We start from the raw sequence: 17752 nt of genomic DNA, 5'->3' as shown, positions 1-17752 counted from the left end.
CTAACAATAAAATCTCCAACTTGTTGCTTCCAGCTGATACAAAAATACTCATGTTGAATAATTTTAAAGCGAATTGGTAAAATATAATGAATTAAATAGAAGAAACACCTTAATTTATAATGATAATTTATTAATCATGCAAATATACGTAATGCTATTTTGAATCTTTTGCCATATATTATTACAATACCCAATTACATCACTCTTACGGAACTGTTTATGTATTTTTACGCTGCACGTCAACCGATTTTAGATAGAGATAAAAAACTTATCGGTTATGAGCTTTTATTTCGTGATGGCGTTGATAACGTATTTCCCGATATAGATGGTGACGAAGCAACAACACGACTTATAGAGGGTAGCCAGTTTAATTTTGGTTTAGAAGATTTAACTGACAATAAACCTGCCTATATAAACTTCACCCTAGAAACACTATCAAAGGGTTACCCTACACTACTAGGTAAAGACACTATAGTTGTAGAAATACTTGAAACTATCCAGCCTGGTAAGCGTTTATTAGCTATCGTTAAAGATTTAAAAGATAAAGGTTACACTATTGCTCTTGATGACTATATTCATCAACCTGTATGGCGTCATTTTTACCCATTTATTGATATTATTAAAATAGACTTTTTAGCATCCGATATAGATACAATAAAAACGGTTCTAAACGATTTAAAACCGCACTCACATATTAAGTTACTTGCCGAAAAAGTAGAAACCTATGAAATTTACCAACAAGCTTTAGAGCTTGGGTTTGATTATTTCCAAGGATTTTTCTTCTCAAAACCTGAAATGGTACAAAGTAAGGCTCTACCACCTTCAGAAATGGCATTAGCTGAATTACTTTACGAAACATCAAGTGTTGATATGGATCTTAAGAAAATCACTGATGTGTTTGAACGTGATGTAAACCTATCTTATAAATTACTTAGGTATTCAAATTCTGCCGCATTTGCAAGACGCGCAGAAATAAGTACCATTAAGCAAGCTCTTATAGTGCTTGGCGCCAATGAAATTAAAAAGCTATTGTCACTACTGTTTGCAGCACAAGTATCAGCAGACAAACCTGTAGAGCTAATTAGGCTATCGCTTACGCGCGCTCGATTTGCTGAATTGCTCGCTATATCCCATGGGCAGTTTAAAGATACCGGCATGGCATTTTTAACCGGTATGATGTCGCTAATGGATGCTATTTTAGATGAGAGTATGGAAAGCGTAATGAAAAAGCTTCCACTTTCTAATGATATAAAAGCAGCGCTATTAAACGATGAAGGCTTGCTAGCAAAATATTTAAACTTAGTTAAATACTACGAACAAGCAAACTGGTCAGCTGCAAACGAGCTAACGAAAGAGCTAAATCTAGGTGAAAAAGTTCCCGATGCTTATCATGAAGCGCTAGCTTGGGTTAATGAACAAATGCAGTTAGTAGTGAACGAAAAATAAACTACCTGAACTCTGGTTAAGATATTTACTAATATATTAAATCATAATGATATTTAAATTTATTTTTCTCTAGCCAGAGATTTTCAGTGAAAACAAGGCGAACTTACGCGTCAATAGTTAGCCTATTGCAAGTAAATTCAACGTAGTTAGCGCTGAAAATAACTGCTCGAGATAGATTTATTATCCAGAGTTCAGGTTAAATATATAAACAGCAAATAAAAACGCCAGCATTTAGCTGGCGTTTTTATGAGTGGCTTTTCAATTATAAACTTTCTAAAAAGTCTTCATCAAAATCAGCTGGCTCTTCTTTTATTGGTGGGTTGCCATCGTACAGCTCATAAATCTGACGCTGGAAGTAAATATCTTTTACAAATAAGTACGGATCAAGTGAATCATTTAATAACCCTTCTTGTGGGATTAATGATGCACGCGCCTCAACTGCTTTTAAAACAAACACTAGAATAGTTTGTGGAGTCGTTAGCGCAACTTCAGGTAATACAAAGTTGTCGACTACATCACCGGTCAGGTTACGTGCTGTTGTAGGACCCATGCCAGGTAGCATTAAATAAGCACCATCACCCACGCCCCATACACCTAACGTTTGTCCAAAGTCTTCATCTACAATTTCAAGACCAAGTGAACTGGCTACATCAAAAATACCAAAAATACCAACCGTAGAGTTAACTAAAAAACGCGCTAAGCTCACACTTGCATTACCCGGTTTACCTTGCAAACCCGCATTAATCATATCGACAGGTGCTGTAATATTACCTGTAAAATTAACAATACCGTTTCTTACCGGTACAGGCGTTACTTCAACATAACCTACAGCAACTGGGCGCAATAAATAAGCATCCAGTACATCCATATTAAAGTCGTATAACGGACGATTAATACTTTGCAGCGGATCTCTGTCATCTACTTTGCTTTGTGGTACTTGAGCACACCCGGCTAGTATCAATAAACATAAAAAAGTAAAACTGTGTTTTAACATCTAACGTCCTTAAGGTATTAATGTATCAATTTGAAGTTGGTAGTCACTTACACTTTCACGCTTTAACGACTCTGAATGACCTTCTAGCTCACCAGAACTTGGCATAACCGAGTCATCTATAGAAATACGCGCCGAAATAATAATATTTTCTGCACTAGATAAGTTAAGCCCTGCAACCATTGCACTACTATCACTCAACTCAACTGTAATTGGAAATGAATAATTAGCGAGTTTAACAGCAGCTAATGGCATTGGCGAACCACTTGCTGCTTTTGCAAATATAAACAAGATACCGTCTTTTGGCTGTTTATCTATAAGCTCTTTTGCAATGTCGACTGTAACTGCAATAGCACCCGTTGTAGTAACTGGCATAACAGAGCCTTCCGTTTGCATTTGCTTCTCTATATCAGCGATACGCTCAGAGATCATGCTATAACGAGAATCATTTTTTTCCATACTCGCAAGTAAAACTTCAAATGCAGCTTTGGCTTGAGGCCAATCTTTACGTTCATAAGCAATGAGTGCTAATAACGAAATTGCATCTAAATTGGTAGGCTCAACTTTTAGTACTTTTGAGAGCATACCTGCCGCACGAGTCATATTAGCTTCGCTACCTTCTAGTAATAAAACTTGGCTATAACTAATAAGTACCTGCATATTATCAGGATTCATACGAAGTGCTTTATCAAATGACTGCTGCGCCATGTCAAATTCATTAAGCGACATAGCAACTCGTCCAAGTAGCATCCAAGCAACTTCATCATCACCTGAGCGGCTAAGCTTTGTACGAAGTGCCAATGCAAAAGCCTGCAGCTCATTTTGGCTAAGCGGCTCACCTTTTTGCATTACAGCACGCTCGCCGTAATCAGCTAAATTATCCATTGCATCATGCCAAGCCGAAATTTGCTGCTGACTACCCGTTAAACCATAAAAAACACCTGTTAGAGCAAGAACAAATGCGCCACCAGTTAAAGCAAAAATACGATTATTACCTTTGCTGTTTAGTGATTTTTCTGGTGATAACTCATTCAATAAACGGCGTTTTAATTCAATAATTGATTCTGCATGATTTACGGTATCAATACGCTGATTGTCTAAATCGGTTTGTAAATCAACTAAACGCTGCTCATAAATGCTAATTAACTCAGCATTGGCGTTATGAGTAATTGTTTGAACGCGCTCTTTTTTTAAAAAAGGCAACATCACAAACCCAAGAGCAACCAGTGTGAGTAAAGCAAAACACGCCCACATTAAAATCATTTAACTTTGCTCCTGACGTTTATTTTGTTCAATTAGCTTAGCTAACAACATTTCGTCGTCACTGCTCCACGTTTGTTTTACTGATGCTTTTCGCTGGCGAATAACAATAAAACCAAAGCCGACTATGACAATTAATACAGGTAATACCCAAAGTACTAAAGTCGCTGGTGTAACTGGTGGGTCGTAATGAACAAAATAGCCAAAGCGGTCAATCATGTAATCAATCACTTCGTCTTTGCTCTTACCTTCTTTAACCAATACGAGTACTTTATCGCGCAAGTCTTTAGCAACCACAGCGTCAGAGTCCGCAATGTTTTGATTTTGACACTTAGGACAGCGCAGCTCTTTAGTTAGCTCTTCAAACAATATTGCTTGTTTGTTGTTATCAAATTGATAGCGATCTTGCTCTGCAAACGCACAGATGCTTACAAAAAGGCTAAGCGTAAGTAGTAACCATTTCATTATTTAAGCTCCTGCATAATTGGCGCAAATTTAGCACGCCATACTCGCGGGTTTATATCGCCCGTGTGATGCAATAAAATAGTGCCGTTTTTATCGACTAAAAATGTTTCAGGCGCACCTGAAACACCTAAATCCAACGACAAAGTACGATGTAAATCTAAGATATTAAATTGATATGGGTCACCCGCACGTTGCAGCATATCGCTCACTTCACTGCGAAGTGATTGCATATCAAAAGGGCCATCAAAGTCAGCATCGTAACCTTGTACGTAATAAAGCCCAATAATTTTAACGCCTTGCTCACGTAACTTAGTTAAATAACCAAGTTCAACTAAACATGTTGGGCACCAAGTACCCCATACATTTAGTAAGTAAACTTCGCCTTTTAAAGACTCGTTGGTCCACGGCTTAATATCTTGCATTAAATCAGGTAGATTAAATGCTGGCATTTCTTGACCTAACCGACCCGTTTGAATTTCACGAGGATTAGCAAAAAGGCCTTGGTATAAAAATACACATACAAAAGCAAATACTAAAAGCGGCGCAATAGCTAAAATTTTACGGTTCATAAAACATTCTCCGATGCAGCTCTACGCGCTGTTTTAGCTGATGTGCGGTAGCGTTTATCAAATAAAATCATAAATCCAGCTAGGGAAATAAGCACACCACCAATCCACATCCAACGAACAAACGGTTTATGATAAATGCGAAGTGACCATGCACCTTGGCTCAACTGCTCACCTAACGCTAAGTATAAATCACGTGTAAAGCCTGCATCTATGGCCGCCTCGGTCATAAACTGCATACCAATATCATACTTACGTTTTTCGGCATGTAAGCGTGTTACTAGCTCATTGTTTTTAAGCACCGATACAACACCCGCATGACCACTGTAGTTCGGCCCGCGAATAGTTTTAACACCATCAAAACGGTATTCATACTCGTTAAGCTGAACTGTATCGCCTTGCTTCATCGATACGTCACGCTCAACTGAATACGCCGATGTAAGCGTTACACCTACAATAACAAACGAAATACCAATATGCCCAAGCACCATAGCCCAGTAACTTACACCTAAGCGTTTTAAACCTTCTTTTAAGGTGCCATGCACTGCGGCTTTAGTGTAAATGTCGATCCCAGTTGATATTGCAATCCAAACCGCAAGCGTAGTGGCCAGTAGCGTAAGTGGTTTTACTAAATCGTAACTTGAAAACAACCAAGCACAGGTAATCACTACACTGGCTAATACGCCCATTAATATTTTGTTTTGTAAGAAAGCCCATTTATTTTGCTTCCAGCGTAAAAATGGTCCTATACCCATCAAAATAGCAAATGGTACTAAAATTATTGCAAACATCTTATTAAAAAATGGTTCGCCAATAGAAATACTGCCCAAGCCCATTTCTTTATGAACCATAGGTAATAACGTACCCAGCAATACGATTAATGTAGCAACTACTAAAAATATATTATTGAGCCATAACGCCACTTCGCGTGATACAAACTTGTATCGGCCTTCACTATGTACTTGCGATACACGCAGTGCATATAACGCTAAGCCACCACCTACAACGATGCCTAAAAAGGCGAGTATAAATAAGCCTCTATCAGGGTCTGTTGCAAAAGCATGCACCGATACAATAATACCCGAGCGCACAATAAAGGTGCCTAACAAGCTTAATGAAAATGCTGCGATAGCAAGTAGTACGGTCCACGATTTAAATACACCACGTTTTTCGGTTACGCTTAATGAGTGTAGTAATGCTGTAGCTACAAGCCATGGCATTAATGATGCGTTTTCGACTGGATCCCAAAACCACCAGCCGCCCCAGCCAAGCTCTGAATATGCCCACCAGCTACCAATTGTGATTCCTAGAGTTAAAAAGCCCCATGCAGTCATTGTCCACGGACGTGACCACTTAGCCCATGTGTTATCAAGCTTACCGGTTAACAACGCAGCAATAGCAAAAGAGAAAGCAACTGATAGCCCTACATAACCCATGTACAGTAATGGCGGGTGAATAATCATGCCCGGATCTTGAAGTAACGGATTTAAATCACGCCCTTCAACAGGGAAATAAGGGAGTAGGCGCTCAAACGGGCTTGAAAGTAGTAAGGTGTACATCATAAAACCTACACCTAAAAAACCAAGTACGCCCAATACGCGAGCACGTAGCACCCAAGGTAATGATTTAGAACGCGCAGCGACAGCGGCAGTCCAACCAGCTTGCATTACTAACCACAGTAAAATAGCGCCTTCATGGCCGCCCCATGTAGAGGTGATTTTGTAATACCAAGGCAGTGTACTACTTGAATGATATGCCACATATGATACGGTAAAATCATCCGTTACACTGGCGTAAATAAGTGCTGCAAAAGAGATTAAAACAAAAGCGAATTGCCCAATTGCTAAAGAGGGAGCTGCACGCATTAATCGAAGATTACCGGTATGCGCGCCCCAAAGAGGAAAAATACACAGTAAAACGCTTAGCACCATGGCAAGCGTTAAAGAAAAATAACCAATTTCTGGGATCATAGCTAATTACCACTATCTAAGTTGTATTTTGGTTTTTCGTGCTTAATACCTTTAACTGCCTCTGCAACTTCTGCTGGCATATATTCTTCGTCATGCTTTGCAAGTACTTCAAATGCTTCAATAACATTAGGTTCGATTAATACGCCCTGCGCTACAATGCCTTGCCCCTCACGAAACAAGTCTGGCAATATGCCTTGATAACGCACGGTCACTAATGGACCTGTATCAATTAGCTTAAAGCTTACTTGTAAGCTCTGTTCATTACGCTCAACCGTGCCTGGTACAACCATGCCACCAATACGTAGCTTTTGGCCAATGAATGGTTTTTCTTTATTAGGCCCTTTGCCATCAATAAGTTCGCTTGGCGTATAAAAAAGATTAATATTTTCTTGAAGTGCATAAAGCACTAAACCAATTGATCCACCAATACCAAACAGTACGGCAATAATTACCAATAGGCGCTTTTTACGTCTTGGATTCATGAGGCTTGTTCCTGTTTAGCTTTTTTAATTCGCGCTTCACGTATTATTTGTTGCTCAACTGAAGCCATAATACGTTTAGTATCTCTTAAAGAGTTCACTAAAATACCAAGTAAAATAAGAGCGCATGTACCAAAAGAAAGCCAGATATAGAACCCATAGCCTCCCATTGCAATAAAATCAGAAAAAGAGTCAAACTGCATAATTACCCCTTATTTAACAACAAACGCACCCACGGTCGGTGCTTTTCGCGTTGCAAAATTTCATTTTTAAGACGAATTAAAGTTACTGTTCCTACAAAAGCAGCAAAGGCTAAAATATTAACCATAAGTGGCCAAAACATACTTGGGTCTATTGCTTTGGTGTCTAGTTTTGTAATGCTTGCGCCTTGGTGTAGCGTATTCCACCACTCAACTGAGTAATGAATAATAGGTAAGTTGATTACGCCCACAATAGCTAAAATAGAAGCCGCACGCCCTGCTGACTTCTTATCTTCAAATGCATGATAAAGCGAAAGCACGCCAAGATATAAAAATAATAAAATAAGTTCCGACGTTAAACGCGCATCCCATACCCACCAAGCACCCCACATAGGTTTACCCCATGCAGCGCCAGTAATAAGCGCTATAGCTGTAATACAAGCACCAACAGGCGCTATAGCAATAACGGCAAGTTCGGCATTTCGTAGTTGCCATACAAGTGCAACAACAGCTGCAATAGCCATTGATGAGTAAGCGCCCATAGATAAAATGGCGGAAGGAACATGAATAAAAATGATACGGTAGCTGTCTTTTTGTTGGTAATCGGCAGGTGCAAAACCAAGCCCCCATACCCATCCAACAATCATACTAACTACAGTAACTACGGTAAAATAAGGCAGTAACGTATTGCATAACTGGTATGCACGCTCTGCTTTAGCATAGGGATGTAACCACTTCCACATTAACTTACACTCACTTTTAAAGCTGACGATATGGCAATTGGTGCGCTAATAATAGCAATAAGTAACATTGCACCAAGGATGGCAAGCTGCCCACTATAATCCAGCGACATAGAGCTGGTATCGATAGCCGACGTTGCAAAAATCAAAACAGGAATATACAAAGGCAGTACGAGTAAACTCATCAAAATACCCCCTTTTTGTAATCCTACAGTAAGCCCTGCGCCTATTGCGCCAATAAAGCTCAATAGTGGAGTGCCTAATAATAATGTTAAAACAGTCGCTGTTAACGCCGTACTTTCTAGGTTTAACAACAATGCAAATAGCGGCGTCATTAATACAAGCGGTAAACCTGTTACCACCCAGTGAGCAGCCACTTTAGCAAGTACGGTTAACGATAACGGGTAAGACGATGCAATTAACTGCTCCAATGAGCCATCATTAAAATCATCTCTAAACAGTTTATCCAAGCCCAGCATGGTAGAAAGTAATGCGGCAACCCAAATAATTCCCGGTGCCATTCTCGCTAGTAAACCAGGCTCAGGCCCGATTGCTAACGGAAATAATGAAATTACAATTAAGAAGAACAAAATAGGATTTACAATTTCAGCGCGCTGGCGAAACGCAAGTTTTACATCTTTGGTAAATACCGCACTAAATAGCAACCAATAAGAATGTTGACGAGTCATTAGTGACGATACTCCAGTGTAACCGTTTGCAAGTTACTAAAATGGGTCGTTAAGTCTTGGTGAGTCGTTAATAAAATAGCACCACCGCTTTGTAAGTGTTCAGTAAATCGGTGCTGCAAAAAAGCAACACCGCTTTTATCAAGCGCGGTAAATGGCTCATCAAGTACCCATAATTTAGAATCACTTAACCAAAGCCTAACCAAAGCTACACGTCTTTGTTGTCCAGCAGATAACATTCTAACCGGTACATCTTCAAGTCCAACAAGGCCAAGTTGCGCTAAAATGGGATACAAGTCAGGCTGGTTTATGTAGCCATTAATTTGTAACCAATGACGAACATTTTCAACGGCACTAAGCTGAGTATTTACACCTGTTTTGTGGCCTATAAAGAGTAGTTCTCTGGCATACTCTTCGTAATACTTAGATATAGGCTGTTCTTGAAATAAAACAGCTCCTTCATCAGGCACAGAAAAGCCTGCGATAATACGCAATAGCGATGTTTTACCAGCCCCATTAGGGCCCGCTAATTGCATGATTTGACCGCTATTAAGGCTAAAATTAAGATCCGCAAACAAACAACGATCTTGCTTGATGCAGGTGACGGACTTAATGTGTAACAAGATGACGATTCTCTCTGCCAAAAATTAGGCGTTAGTCTACCATAATGATAGGGTAATACGAATATTGCTTTAAAATCGATTCACTTAAAATAGAGAAAACTTGATTTAAAATAATGAATACGCCAACGCAAATAACATTATCTAATTCATTGGTTATCAATCAATCGACGAACCCTCAAACCAATGAGTTATCGCAATTACCTAATGAGGTACTTGCGGCTAAAAACATTCAATTTTCGAAAGACTCGATTACGCTTGATGTATTTATTGATAAACATTGGCAGACATTAAGACTTGGCACTACAAGCGCACCTCAAAATTTACAAAAAATAGCCAGTGCTAACATACAACTTAATCCCGATGGCAAACAGCTCAACATCACGCCAAACACTACAACCCTTACTTTAAATCAACCAGTACAATTACAGCGTTTATTAAATTATGTAAGCACGGGCACTGAGGTACAAAGCCAACCAATGGATTTACAAGTGGTTATGTCCCCTACCCCAAAATTAGTAATTGATAAACTTAACGCCAGTATTGCCATAAATAAAGACGTAGCGCAGTTACTTTTAACCGAGCAGCCTTTAAAAGTAGTTGTTAGTACTACTAACAAAGGCGCACAGCTTAATGTTATTAATCGCTTTGCAGATACAATTCATACGCAACCACTTAGCCAAACTAAACTTACTAAATTACTCGTGGCCTTATTACCTAGTGCGCAACTTCAAGCAACACCTAAACTAGCTATTTTGACCCATCCTCAAAAGTCAGGTTCGTTTACAACGCCTATTACTAATCAACAAGTTAGTGAACTACCCAATACCCCCATTAAGGTAAATTTAATAAATCAGGCTGATAAATTACTTATTAAAACCGATACTAATAATATAAAAGTGACGCTTAATAACTCATTTTCTAAACCGTTTAACGAGTTACTTTTAGCTCAAAAAAGCAGTGTCCCTGAAATACCTTTTTCTGCGTCCACTATTAAAGCAAGCCCACTGCTTACACCTAATAGCCCAATAAAATCGTGGCTACAAAATAGCTTTAGTGATTTAAAAACGCGAATTAATGATGCAGTTAAATATTTTGAAAGTAAGCCCTTTGCAGCAGCAAATAAATCTGAGTTAATGCCGCCGTCTGCATCATCTGCGATACAAAGGCCGAGCTTAGTTATGCAATTAACAGTATCACCGTTGAATAGAGTGAATATCACCCAAAATGTAAGTACTGCGTTAAATAGTAATACGAGCAATACTTTACCAGAGCACTTTTCAAGACTTCCGCCACTTGTACAATTAACTCAGCAAATAAAAGGAAGTGTTAGTGTTTGGCAATCATCTACAAATATAACAACAGCTAACACGCCAACGCCAACGCCAAATAATATTACTCAAAATGGAGTGGCGAGCGCTAAGCCAAGTAATTTAAACGCGAGTCAATTGAGTGCTCTGAATATTAGTACTAACAGTAAAGTTGATACGTTAATTAAGCCTACAAGTGAAATTGTTACTAAAGGGCAAATAACCTCTTCAGTGCAACCAGTAATAAACGGCAACAATCAAAACAGTGCAAACTCAGCCACGATTAAAAACATTCTCCCATTAGCAGAGCCGTTATCTAATATTGCCTCTCGTAGTCAAATGCTACAACCAATAGAAGCAAAGCTATTAAGCACATTATTAAAGCTTCCTGATACCACAATCCCTACGGATAGATTAGCTGGTAACAAACAGCTTTTAAGTAGTCAAATTACTGACATTACAAATAGAGCAACAAAAGACACGCCCGATTTAACTCGCTTAATTAACCAAGCATTTAATCGCATGGTCTCAAGTAATAATGTTAACCCTGCGACCATACAGCGTGAAGTATTAGCCACCTTACAACCATCTCAATTAACGGGTGATACACTACAAAGTAGCTTCACTAAAGGACTTGAACAAGTTGCAGTGAGTATTTTAGCAGCCCCTATAATTAGCCAATCAGTAACACCGATAAGCTTTAATAACCAAACTGGCTTAGATGCACTTTTACAAGTACTCATACCTACTTTTAAAACAGGAAACGCGGGAGCAAAAATACTTGAGCAACTGCAGCAAGCTCAAGTTCAAGCATTGGCTAGCGAAATCGTACAAGTTAAAAACACACTTACCCAAGTAAGTGTTTCAACACCAAGTCAACAACCAGACACAAACCCGCTTGCACAATTTTTATTACCAATGAAATTGCCGCCTGAGGCCGCCCAAACAGAAATAACATTGGGGCAATATAAAAAGCCAAGCGCAGATAAATTAGAAGATAAAAATGTATGGTTTGTCAGGCTAAACTTTGATTATGCACAGATTGGGCAATTACAGATTACCGCTGAGTTAATGGATAAAGCACTCGATTGCCAGCTATTAGCCTCAAGCCAAGAAGTAAGCGCAATTGCTCACCCTCACTTAGATAATTTAAGATCCAAACTAGCTAAGCATGGTTTACAGGTTGGAGAGCTCAACTTAAAGCGAGGCGATGCAAATAATCAGGCATTTTATAAATCTCATGCAATTATTAATATTAAGGTTTAGTAATGAGTGATACACCTATTAATAAGTCAGCCATTGGGCTTTTATACGAAGCTGGCAACACCCCCACTGTAAGCGTAAAAGGGTTTGGTGAGTTAGCTGACGAAATAATTGCAGCGGCAAAATTAAAAGGAATTATGATCCACGAAGATGCAGCGCTTGCTAAAACGTTGTCGCATTTAAGCTTAGGGGAAGAAATCCCTAAAGAGCTTTATTATGTAATTGCAGAGCTTATTGCGTTTTCGTATGTATTAAGAGGTCAATTTCCGCCAGGCTGGCAAGACTTTCAAGGTAAGTTAAATATTAAAGCGTGAGATTATTTACACGCTTATAACTAAAAAGGCGCTAAGCGCCTTTTTGTTTATGTAGTGAAAATAGTAATTCGGCTTCTGCTCGCGGTAATTCGCATTCGCGTATCACCTCATCGAGGTCCGCACCTAACTCAACCATTTTTACTGCACGAGAGTAAATTTTAGCATCAGGGTCATCGTATTTTTGCGCAGCTTGTTGTTGTATTAAATCTTGATTTTGTTGCTCAACCTCAAGCACTCGCTTACCAATACTTAAAAGCCCTGTTCTAAGCTCTGAAATTTCACTTCGCAAAATATGAGTTTGCTCTGAGCTATCTTTAAGCTGCTGTAATACAGCATTAACTTCATTCACTTGTTTGTTTTTTAATGCAATTATTAGCGCAAGCGATATAAGTCCTACCGCTAACGCTGATATAGCTATACTAAGTAACAGCATAATTTATTTGGTAAAGCTTATATATCGCTTAACTCATCCCATTCATCATCGCTGAGTAACTTGTTTAAATCGACTAAAATCAGTAGCTCATTATCACGATTACAAACGCCTTGAATAAACTTAGCACTTTCTTCAGTACCAACATTTGGTGCACTATCGATCTCAGAGCTGCGTAAATAAACGACTTCAGATACGCTGTCGGCTAAAATGCCGATAACTTGCTCTTCAGCTTCAATAATTAATATACGAGAATTATCGGTTGCATCAGCAGCTAACAAACCAAAACGTGCACGAGTATCAATAACAGTTACAACGTTACCGCGTAAGTTAATAATACCAATAACGTAAGAAGGTGCACCTGGTACAGGGGCTATCTCTGTATAACGAAGTATTTCTTGTACTTGCATTACATTTACGCCGTAGGTTTCTTCCTCTAGCTTAAACGTAACCCACTGTAAAATTTCATCATTATTATCTGCGTTTTTATTTGCTGACAGTAATTTATCTTGATTCATGCTATTACCCCGTAATGGTCGTTACTACTGACGGCTATCTAAGCCTTTCTCTAATAATATATTTAAATTATCTACATCTATTAAAGCACACATTTTTTCTTTTATAACACCAGCAAGCCATGGGCGCTTACTTTTATTTGTACGCCATTTTACATCTTCTTTACTCAATGTAATGTTATTTATCAACTTTTCAGCTAATAAGCCCCACTGGCTATCACCTAAGGTAATTAAATACTGATAATCTAAAGACGCCTCTAATTTATCATCATACTTTTCTGGCATTACCCAACGAGCAGTATCAACAACATTAAGCTTTTCTTCTCTGTTGAGCATAACGCCTTTAAACCACTTTGGCTTACCAAATAAATGATTTACTTCACCTAATTGATGTATACCGCCTAATGCTTTTAATGGCACAGCCAATGTTAAACCAGCAACTTCAAAAAATAATGCCTGAAATTCACCATCAAAATAGTCAGATTGGCTGGTGGTTATAATCTGTGGTTCTGGTTCTTCTGTAGTCGTACTTATCGACTCTATTACTTCATCGTCAATGGCTTTATTAACTTTTGCGGCTTCAAAAATCGGTTCAACTATTGGCTTAATTTCAGAATTAAGTAAATCTTGATCAAATATTTTTTCTGCCGCTTTTATCTGTTCTTTTGGTTTTAAATGAATATGTTCTTGCTGCGAGTCGTGTGGCATTTGCTCAAGTAATTTTGCGACTGGCTCAAGGTTATCTACAGGCTCGTCTTCACATAACAAAGCCCCTAGGTATTGTTTCATTACTTTTTCATTAGCAAATAATTGCTTACTCATTCATTAACCTTGTTCAATTAAATATTCTAGCAGTGCTTTATATGCGTATACACCACGCGAACGAGGACAATACTCTACAGGCACTTTTTGCGCAAAGCTTGCATCTCTAAATTTAGTATCTACCGGTATCACACCTGGCCAGACTTTATCACCATACGTACTTTGCAGTGTTTTATATGCTTCTAACGATGCTTTTGTTCGTTTATCATACATAGTAGGGATTATAGTATATTGATAATCTTTCGCTTGAGAGGTTTGCATTAATTCCATAGTGCGCATCATTCTATCAAGCCCTTTCAGTGCTAAAAATTCCGTTTGCACTGGCACTAAAATTCGCTCACTTGCTGCAAGCGCATTAACCATTAACACCCCTAAAACTGGGGGGCAATCTAAAATGGCATAATCGTAATGTTCACTGATTTTTGCAAGCGCTTTTTTTAGTATTAATCCCATACCTGTTTTATTACCCATGCTTCTATCAAGCGTGGCTATCGCCATTGTTGCAGGTAAAATATCTAGGTTTTCAAGTGTTGATGGACATAAAGCTTGAAGTATCTCTTCACTTTGCATGCTCGTGCCACGCGCAAAAATATCATATACACTGACTTCCAAATCTTCTGAGTCAATGCCAAAGTAATAAGTGAGTGATGCATGAGGGTCTGTATCAATAAGCAACACACGCTTACCCTGCAAAGCTAAAATACCAGCAAGGCTCACTGCTGTTGTTGTTTTACCAACACCACCTTTTTGATTTGCGACAGTCCAAATCTTCACATTACATCCTAATTACTGTTCATTGCGCGTTGTTATGCGAATACCACCATGAGGCAAACGAATTATTTTTATTGTATCGTCATCTGAAGGGAGCTCAATTTCAGGCTCTTCCGCTACTGGCTTAACAGCTTGTTCATCACCTTTAATGTCTTGTATTGATGGTAAACCATACTTAGAAAGTGCAATAACAACTTTACGATTTTCTGCTCGCCCTTGTTCTGTATCGTTACTTACAAAAGGTGAATATTGACCATAACCCTCTATCGCCATTCTGGCAGAGTTAATACCTAATGCTTCCAGCTCTACTAAAATAGATGTTGCTCTAGCAACCGAGAGTTCCCAATTTGAGCGAAATATTTCATTGCGAATACTTTCATCATCAGTATAGCCACGCACCCTAATATAGTTATCTACTGGAGCAATAATATCTTTAACAATTTTGACGACTTGCTTTGCCCTAGAGTGTGCAACTGAGCTACCACTTGAAAATAACATACCTGAGCTTAGCTCTATAATCAGCCAATCTTGATTAAGCTCTAAACTGGCTTCTCCATCACGAATTTCATCAATAAGCGCTGACTGCAGTTTAGTAAGTAAGCTATCAAGTGGTTTACCTAAATATTTCTGTTGTATGTTACTTGTATCACTTTGACCATCGAGTAACTCTGGACCTTGTTCTTCTTTTAAAATACTTTCACCATAAAGAACTTCTTGTTCAGGTGTCACTCTATCAGTCAATATTCCATTACCATTGACGCCCTCACCTTGCTGGGAGTGCTGGCGGGCAGATTTATCAAAAACGTGTTCAAGGGAGTCTGACAATATTTGAAATTGTTCTTCTTTGTTGATCGCTATCGCATACAGCACCACAAAAAAAGCAAACATAATGGTCATGTAATCGGCATACGATACAAGCCAACGCTCTGTATGTTGATTTTTTGGAGCAGAGTGACGAAGTCGTCGGCGTAGCATGTTATTCGTCCACTAAATTAGGACGCTCTACACGGTAGGCTTCAAGCTTTAATTCTATATTTACTGGGCTTTCGCCAACGCTTATCGCAATCACACCTTCGGCAAGCATTTCATGGTAAAGCATTTTTTGCTCTACACGCTGTTTTAACTTATTTGCCATAGGTAAAAACAATAAATTAGCTAAACCAACACCATAAATGGTCGCGATAAATGCCGTTGCAACGCCTGCACCAAGCATTTGTGGATCGGTAATAAACGACATTGCCTGTATTAAACCAAGCACAGCACCTAAAATACCAATGGTAGGACTGTAGCCCCCCATCGCTTCATAAACACATGCGGCTTCAAGCAAGCGATCGCGTTCTAGCAGTAAATCAATTTCAAGCGTGTCACGTATTTTTTGCTCTGAGCAGCCATCTACAAGCAAGCTTAAACCTTTTGCTGCATATGCATCTGGGTGAGCTAGCGCTTCGTTTTCAAGCGCTAAGTAACCTTCTTGACGTGCCTTATGAGACCATCGCTTAACTTGCTCTATTGCATCTTCAATATCATATTGTGGCGCAACAAAAACCCAAGAGCTCATATTTAGCATTTTTTTAAAGGTACTTGCTGATGTTTGTAACATAACAGCGCCAAGCGTGCCGCCTAATACAATAATAAGGGCAGGACCATTAAATAAAGCAGAAACAACGCCGCCTTCTAAAGAGTAACCTAGACCTATTGCACCCAGTGCTACAAATAGTCCAAATATTGAGAGTTTATCCACAACCTACCTCTCTCTTGATACGTGCTGCAACATCGCTTAATGCTAAGCTTTCACTCGAAAGCCCCGCATTAGCAATGGCTTGAGGCATTCCATAAACAACACAGCTTTTCTCATCCTGTGCCCAAATAGTTGCACCCGTTTGCTTTAACATTCTTGCACCGTCACGTCCATCAGCGCCCATGCCTGTTAAAACAATAGCAAGCACATCGCCTTGATACGTTTTTGCTGCACTGGCAAACGTTACATCTACACTCGGTTTATAACTTATTCTCTCGCTATGATCTTCAAATACGCGCAGTGTTCTATTTGCACCACGCCCTTCTACCATCATCTGCTGTCCGCCAGGCGCTAGATAAGCCGTTCCTGGTTGTAAGCGGTCACCTTGTTGCGCTTCTTTCACTTTTATTTGGCACAGACCATTTAAGCGTGCTGCGAAAGCAGGTGTAAAAGCCGCAGGCATATGCTGAATAAGTAAAATAGGGTGAGGGAAATTAGCTGGCAATTGAGTCAGTATAGTTTGTAGTGCAACAGGGCCACCTGTAGAAGTGCCAATAGCCACAAGCTGGTATTGCTTTCCACTTGCTCGCATTGAGGCAATATTTGAACCTGACGATGTTGTAGGGGCTGCTCTTTGAAAGCTTCTATCGGGTTGTTTTATCGAAGGCGTTAGTGTGTTTGTTCTTTGCGAAAGTGAGCTTGTTATCGGTTTAGTTGATATTACTGGCTTAGGTGGTGTTGCAGCCTTAAACGTTCGCGGTAAACGTCTTCGCCCTATATCTTTCACTTTATTTTGTAAAAGCTTTATAGCGTCTTCATTATTGCGAGCGATGTCTTCAAATTTTTTCGGTAAAAAATCCATTGCTCCAGCATCTAGCGCATCAAACGTTGCTGTTGCGCCATCACGTGTTAGTGATGAAAACATTAAGATAGGCGTTGGATTACTCGCCATTATCTCTTTAACTGCGCTAATACCATCAAGCACAGGCATTTCGACATCCATAGTGATCATATCTGGACGTAGCTGAGCTGCTTTTTCAACAGCTTCTCTGCCATTCACAGCAAAGCCTATAACTTGTATGTCGCTATCTTGCTCAAGAATTTCGCTTACCCTGCGGCGAAAAAAGCTTGAATCATCAACAACTAAAACTTTAACGGCCATTTAG

Annotated in this window: 20 protein-coding genes; 3 read left to right on the top strand and 17 right to left on the bottom strand. The window is 39.2% G+C overall.

Going from position 1 to position 17752, the window contains the following annotated elements; translation table 11 throughout:
- Positions 1–219: 219 nt before the first annotated feature.
- Positions 220–1446 (top strand): EAL and HDOD domain-containing protein, encoded by a 1227-nt coding sequence (locus I6F54_RS11250; RefSeq protein ID WP_007584100.1) that lies wholly within the window; start codon positions 220–222, stop codon positions 1444–1446.
- Positions 1447–1708: 262 nt separating this feature from the next.
- Here I6F54_RS11250 and I6F54_RS11245 read toward each other — a convergent pair whose 3' ends face one another.
- Genes I6F54_RS11245 through ccmA form a run of 10 tightly spaced genes read right to left on the bottom strand, consistent with a single transcriptional unit; the run spans position 1709 to position 9426 of the window.
- Positions 1709–2440 (bottom strand): MlaA family lipoprotein, encoded by a 732-nt coding sequence (locus I6F54_RS11245; RefSeq protein WP_007585858.1) that lies wholly within the window; start codon positions 2438–2440, stop codon positions 1709–1711.
- Positions 2441–2449: 9 nt separating this feature from the next.
- Positions 2450–3700: a c-type cytochrome biogenesis protein CcmI gene (gene ccmI, locus I6F54_RS11240; protein ID WP_197141425.1), complete on the bottom strand. Its 1251-nt coding sequence runs from the start codon at positions 3698–3700 to the stop codon at positions 2450–2452.
- Positions 3701–4162 carry a cytochrome c-type biogenesis protein gene (locus tag I6F54_RS11235; RefSeq protein WP_165739534.1) on the bottom strand — a complete coding sequence of 154 codons (462 nt, stop codon included), beginning with the start codon at positions 4160–4162 and terminating at the stop codon, positions 3701–3703.
- The gene (locus I6F54_RS11230; protein ID WP_165728706.1) at positions 4162–4731 is read right to left on the bottom strand and encodes a redoxin family protein; all 570 of its coding nucleotides are present in this window, start codon (positions 4729–4731) and stop codon (positions 4162–4164) included. Before I6F54_RS11230 ends, I6F54_RS11235 begins: the two co-directional genes overlap by 1 nt.
- Positions 4728–6698: a heme lyase CcmF/NrfE family subunit gene (locus I6F54_RS11225; RefSeq protein ID WP_197141423.1), complete on the bottom strand. Its 1971-nt coding sequence runs from the start codon at positions 6696–6698 to the stop codon at positions 4728–4730. Before I6F54_RS11225 ends, I6F54_RS11230 begins: the two co-directional genes overlap by 4 nt.
- Before the next feature lie 2 nt (positions 6699–6700).
- A complete protein-coding gene (gene ccmE / locus I6F54_RS11220) occupies positions 6701–7180 on the bottom strand; it encodes a cytochrome c maturation protein CcmE (RefSeq protein WP_007585848.1) in 480 nt (159 codons plus the stop codon).
- Positions 7177–7380, bottom strand: a complete 204-nt coding sequence (gene ccmD, locus I6F54_RS11215) for a heme exporter protein CcmD (RefSeq protein WP_007585846.1) — start codon at positions 7378–7380, stop codon at positions 7177–7179. The genes ccmE and ccmD overlap by 4 nt, the downstream gene beginning before the upstream one ends.
- 2 nt (positions 7381–7382) lie before the next feature.
- Positions 7383–8120: a heme ABC transporter permease gene (locus I6F54_RS11210; protein WP_197141421.1), complete on the bottom strand. Its 738-nt coding sequence runs from the start codon at positions 8118–8120 to the stop codon at positions 7383–7385.
- Positions 8120–8806, bottom strand: coding sequence for a heme exporter protein CcmB (gene ccmB / locus I6F54_RS11205; RefSeq protein WP_024608159.1), 687 nt, complete (start codon positions 8804–8806; stop codon positions 8120–8122). The genes I6F54_RS11210 and ccmB overlap by 1 nt, the downstream gene beginning before the upstream one ends.
- Positions 8806–9426, bottom strand: a complete 621-nt coding sequence (gene ccmA, locus I6F54_RS11200; protein WP_165728705.1) for a cytochrome c biogenesis heme-transporting ATPase CcmA — start codon at positions 9424–9426, stop codon at positions 8806–8808. Before ccmA ends, ccmB begins: the two co-directional genes overlap by 1 nt.
- A gap of 113 nt (positions 9427–9539) precedes the next feature.
- On the opposite strand from ccmA, the gene fliK reads away from it, so the two are divergent.
- Together fliK and I6F54_RS11190 are read left to right on the top strand one after the other, a co-directional pair.
- Positions 9540–11999 carry a flagellar hook-length control protein FliK gene (fliK, locus tag I6F54_RS11195; protein WP_197141419.1) on the top strand — a complete coding sequence of 820 codons (2460 nt, stop codon included), beginning with the start codon at positions 9540–9542 and terminating at the stop codon, positions 11997–11999.
- A gap of 2 nt (positions 12000–12001) precedes the next feature.
- Positions 12002–12310 carry an EscU/YscU/HrcU family type III secretion system export apparatus switch protein gene (locus I6F54_RS11190; protein ID WP_024589934.1) on the top strand — a complete coding sequence of 103 codons (309 nt, stop codon included), beginning with the start codon at positions 12002–12004 and terminating at the stop codon, positions 12308–12310.
- Between the two features lie 31 nt (positions 12311–12341).
- Here the strand turns inward: I6F54_RS11190 and I6F54_RS11185 are convergent, their stop codons facing one another.
- From I6F54_RS11185 to I6F54_RS11155, 7 genes are read right to left on the bottom strand one after another with little or no spacing between them, the layout of a single operon-like run.
- Positions 12342–12743, bottom strand: coding sequence for a DUF2802 domain-containing protein (locus I6F54_RS11185; protein ID WP_024589935.1), 402 nt, complete (start codon positions 12741–12743; stop codon positions 12342–12344).
- Between the two features lie 17 nt (positions 12744–12760).
- Complete coding sequence (locus I6F54_RS11180) at positions 12761–13258, bottom strand: chemotaxis protein CheW (RefSeq protein WP_002959294.1); 498 nt, start codon at positions 13256–13258, stop codon at positions 12761–12763.
- Between the two features lie 24 nt (positions 13259–13282).
- Positions 13283–14077 carry a chemotaxis protein CheW gene (locus I6F54_RS11175; RefSeq protein WP_165728703.1) on the bottom strand — a complete coding sequence of 265 codons (795 nt, stop codon included), beginning with the start codon at positions 14075–14077 and terminating at the stop codon, positions 13283–13285.
- A 3-nt stretch (positions 14078–14080) separates the two neighbouring features.
- Entirely contained in the window at positions 14081–14851 is a 771-nt protein-coding gene (locus I6F54_RS11170) for a ParA family protein (RefSeq protein ID WP_007585827.1), read from the bottom strand.
- A gap of 12 nt (positions 14852–14863) precedes the next feature.
- Positions 14864–15823 (bottom strand): flagellar motor protein MotB, encoded by a 960-nt coding sequence (locus I6F54_RS11165; protein ID WP_197141417.1) that lies wholly within the window; start codon positions 15821–15823, stop codon positions 14864–14866.
- 1 nt (position 15824) lies between these two features.
- Positions 15825–16589 carry a flagellar motor protein gene (locus tag I6F54_RS11160; protein WP_197141415.1) on the bottom strand — a complete coding sequence of 255 codons (765 nt, stop codon included), beginning with the start codon at positions 16587–16589 and terminating at the stop codon, positions 15825–15827.
- Positions 16582–17748, bottom strand: a complete 1167-nt coding sequence (locus I6F54_RS11155) for a protein-glutamate methylesterase/protein-glutamine glutaminase (RefSeq protein WP_165721592.1) — start codon at positions 17746–17748, stop codon at positions 16582–16584. Before I6F54_RS11155 ends, I6F54_RS11160 begins: the two co-directional genes overlap by 8 nt.
- Positions 17749–17752 lie beyond the last annotated feature (4 nt).

This window comes from Pseudoalteromonas sp. SWXJZ10B (assembly GCF_015864475.1).
Classification (GTDB): Bacteria; Pseudomonadota; Gammaproteobacteria; order Enterobacterales; family Alteromonadaceae; genus Pseudoalteromonas; species Pseudoalteromonas arctica.
The sequence above is the reverse complement of the archived record's forward strand: the minus strand, read 5'-3'. Positions and strand labels throughout refer to the sequence as shown.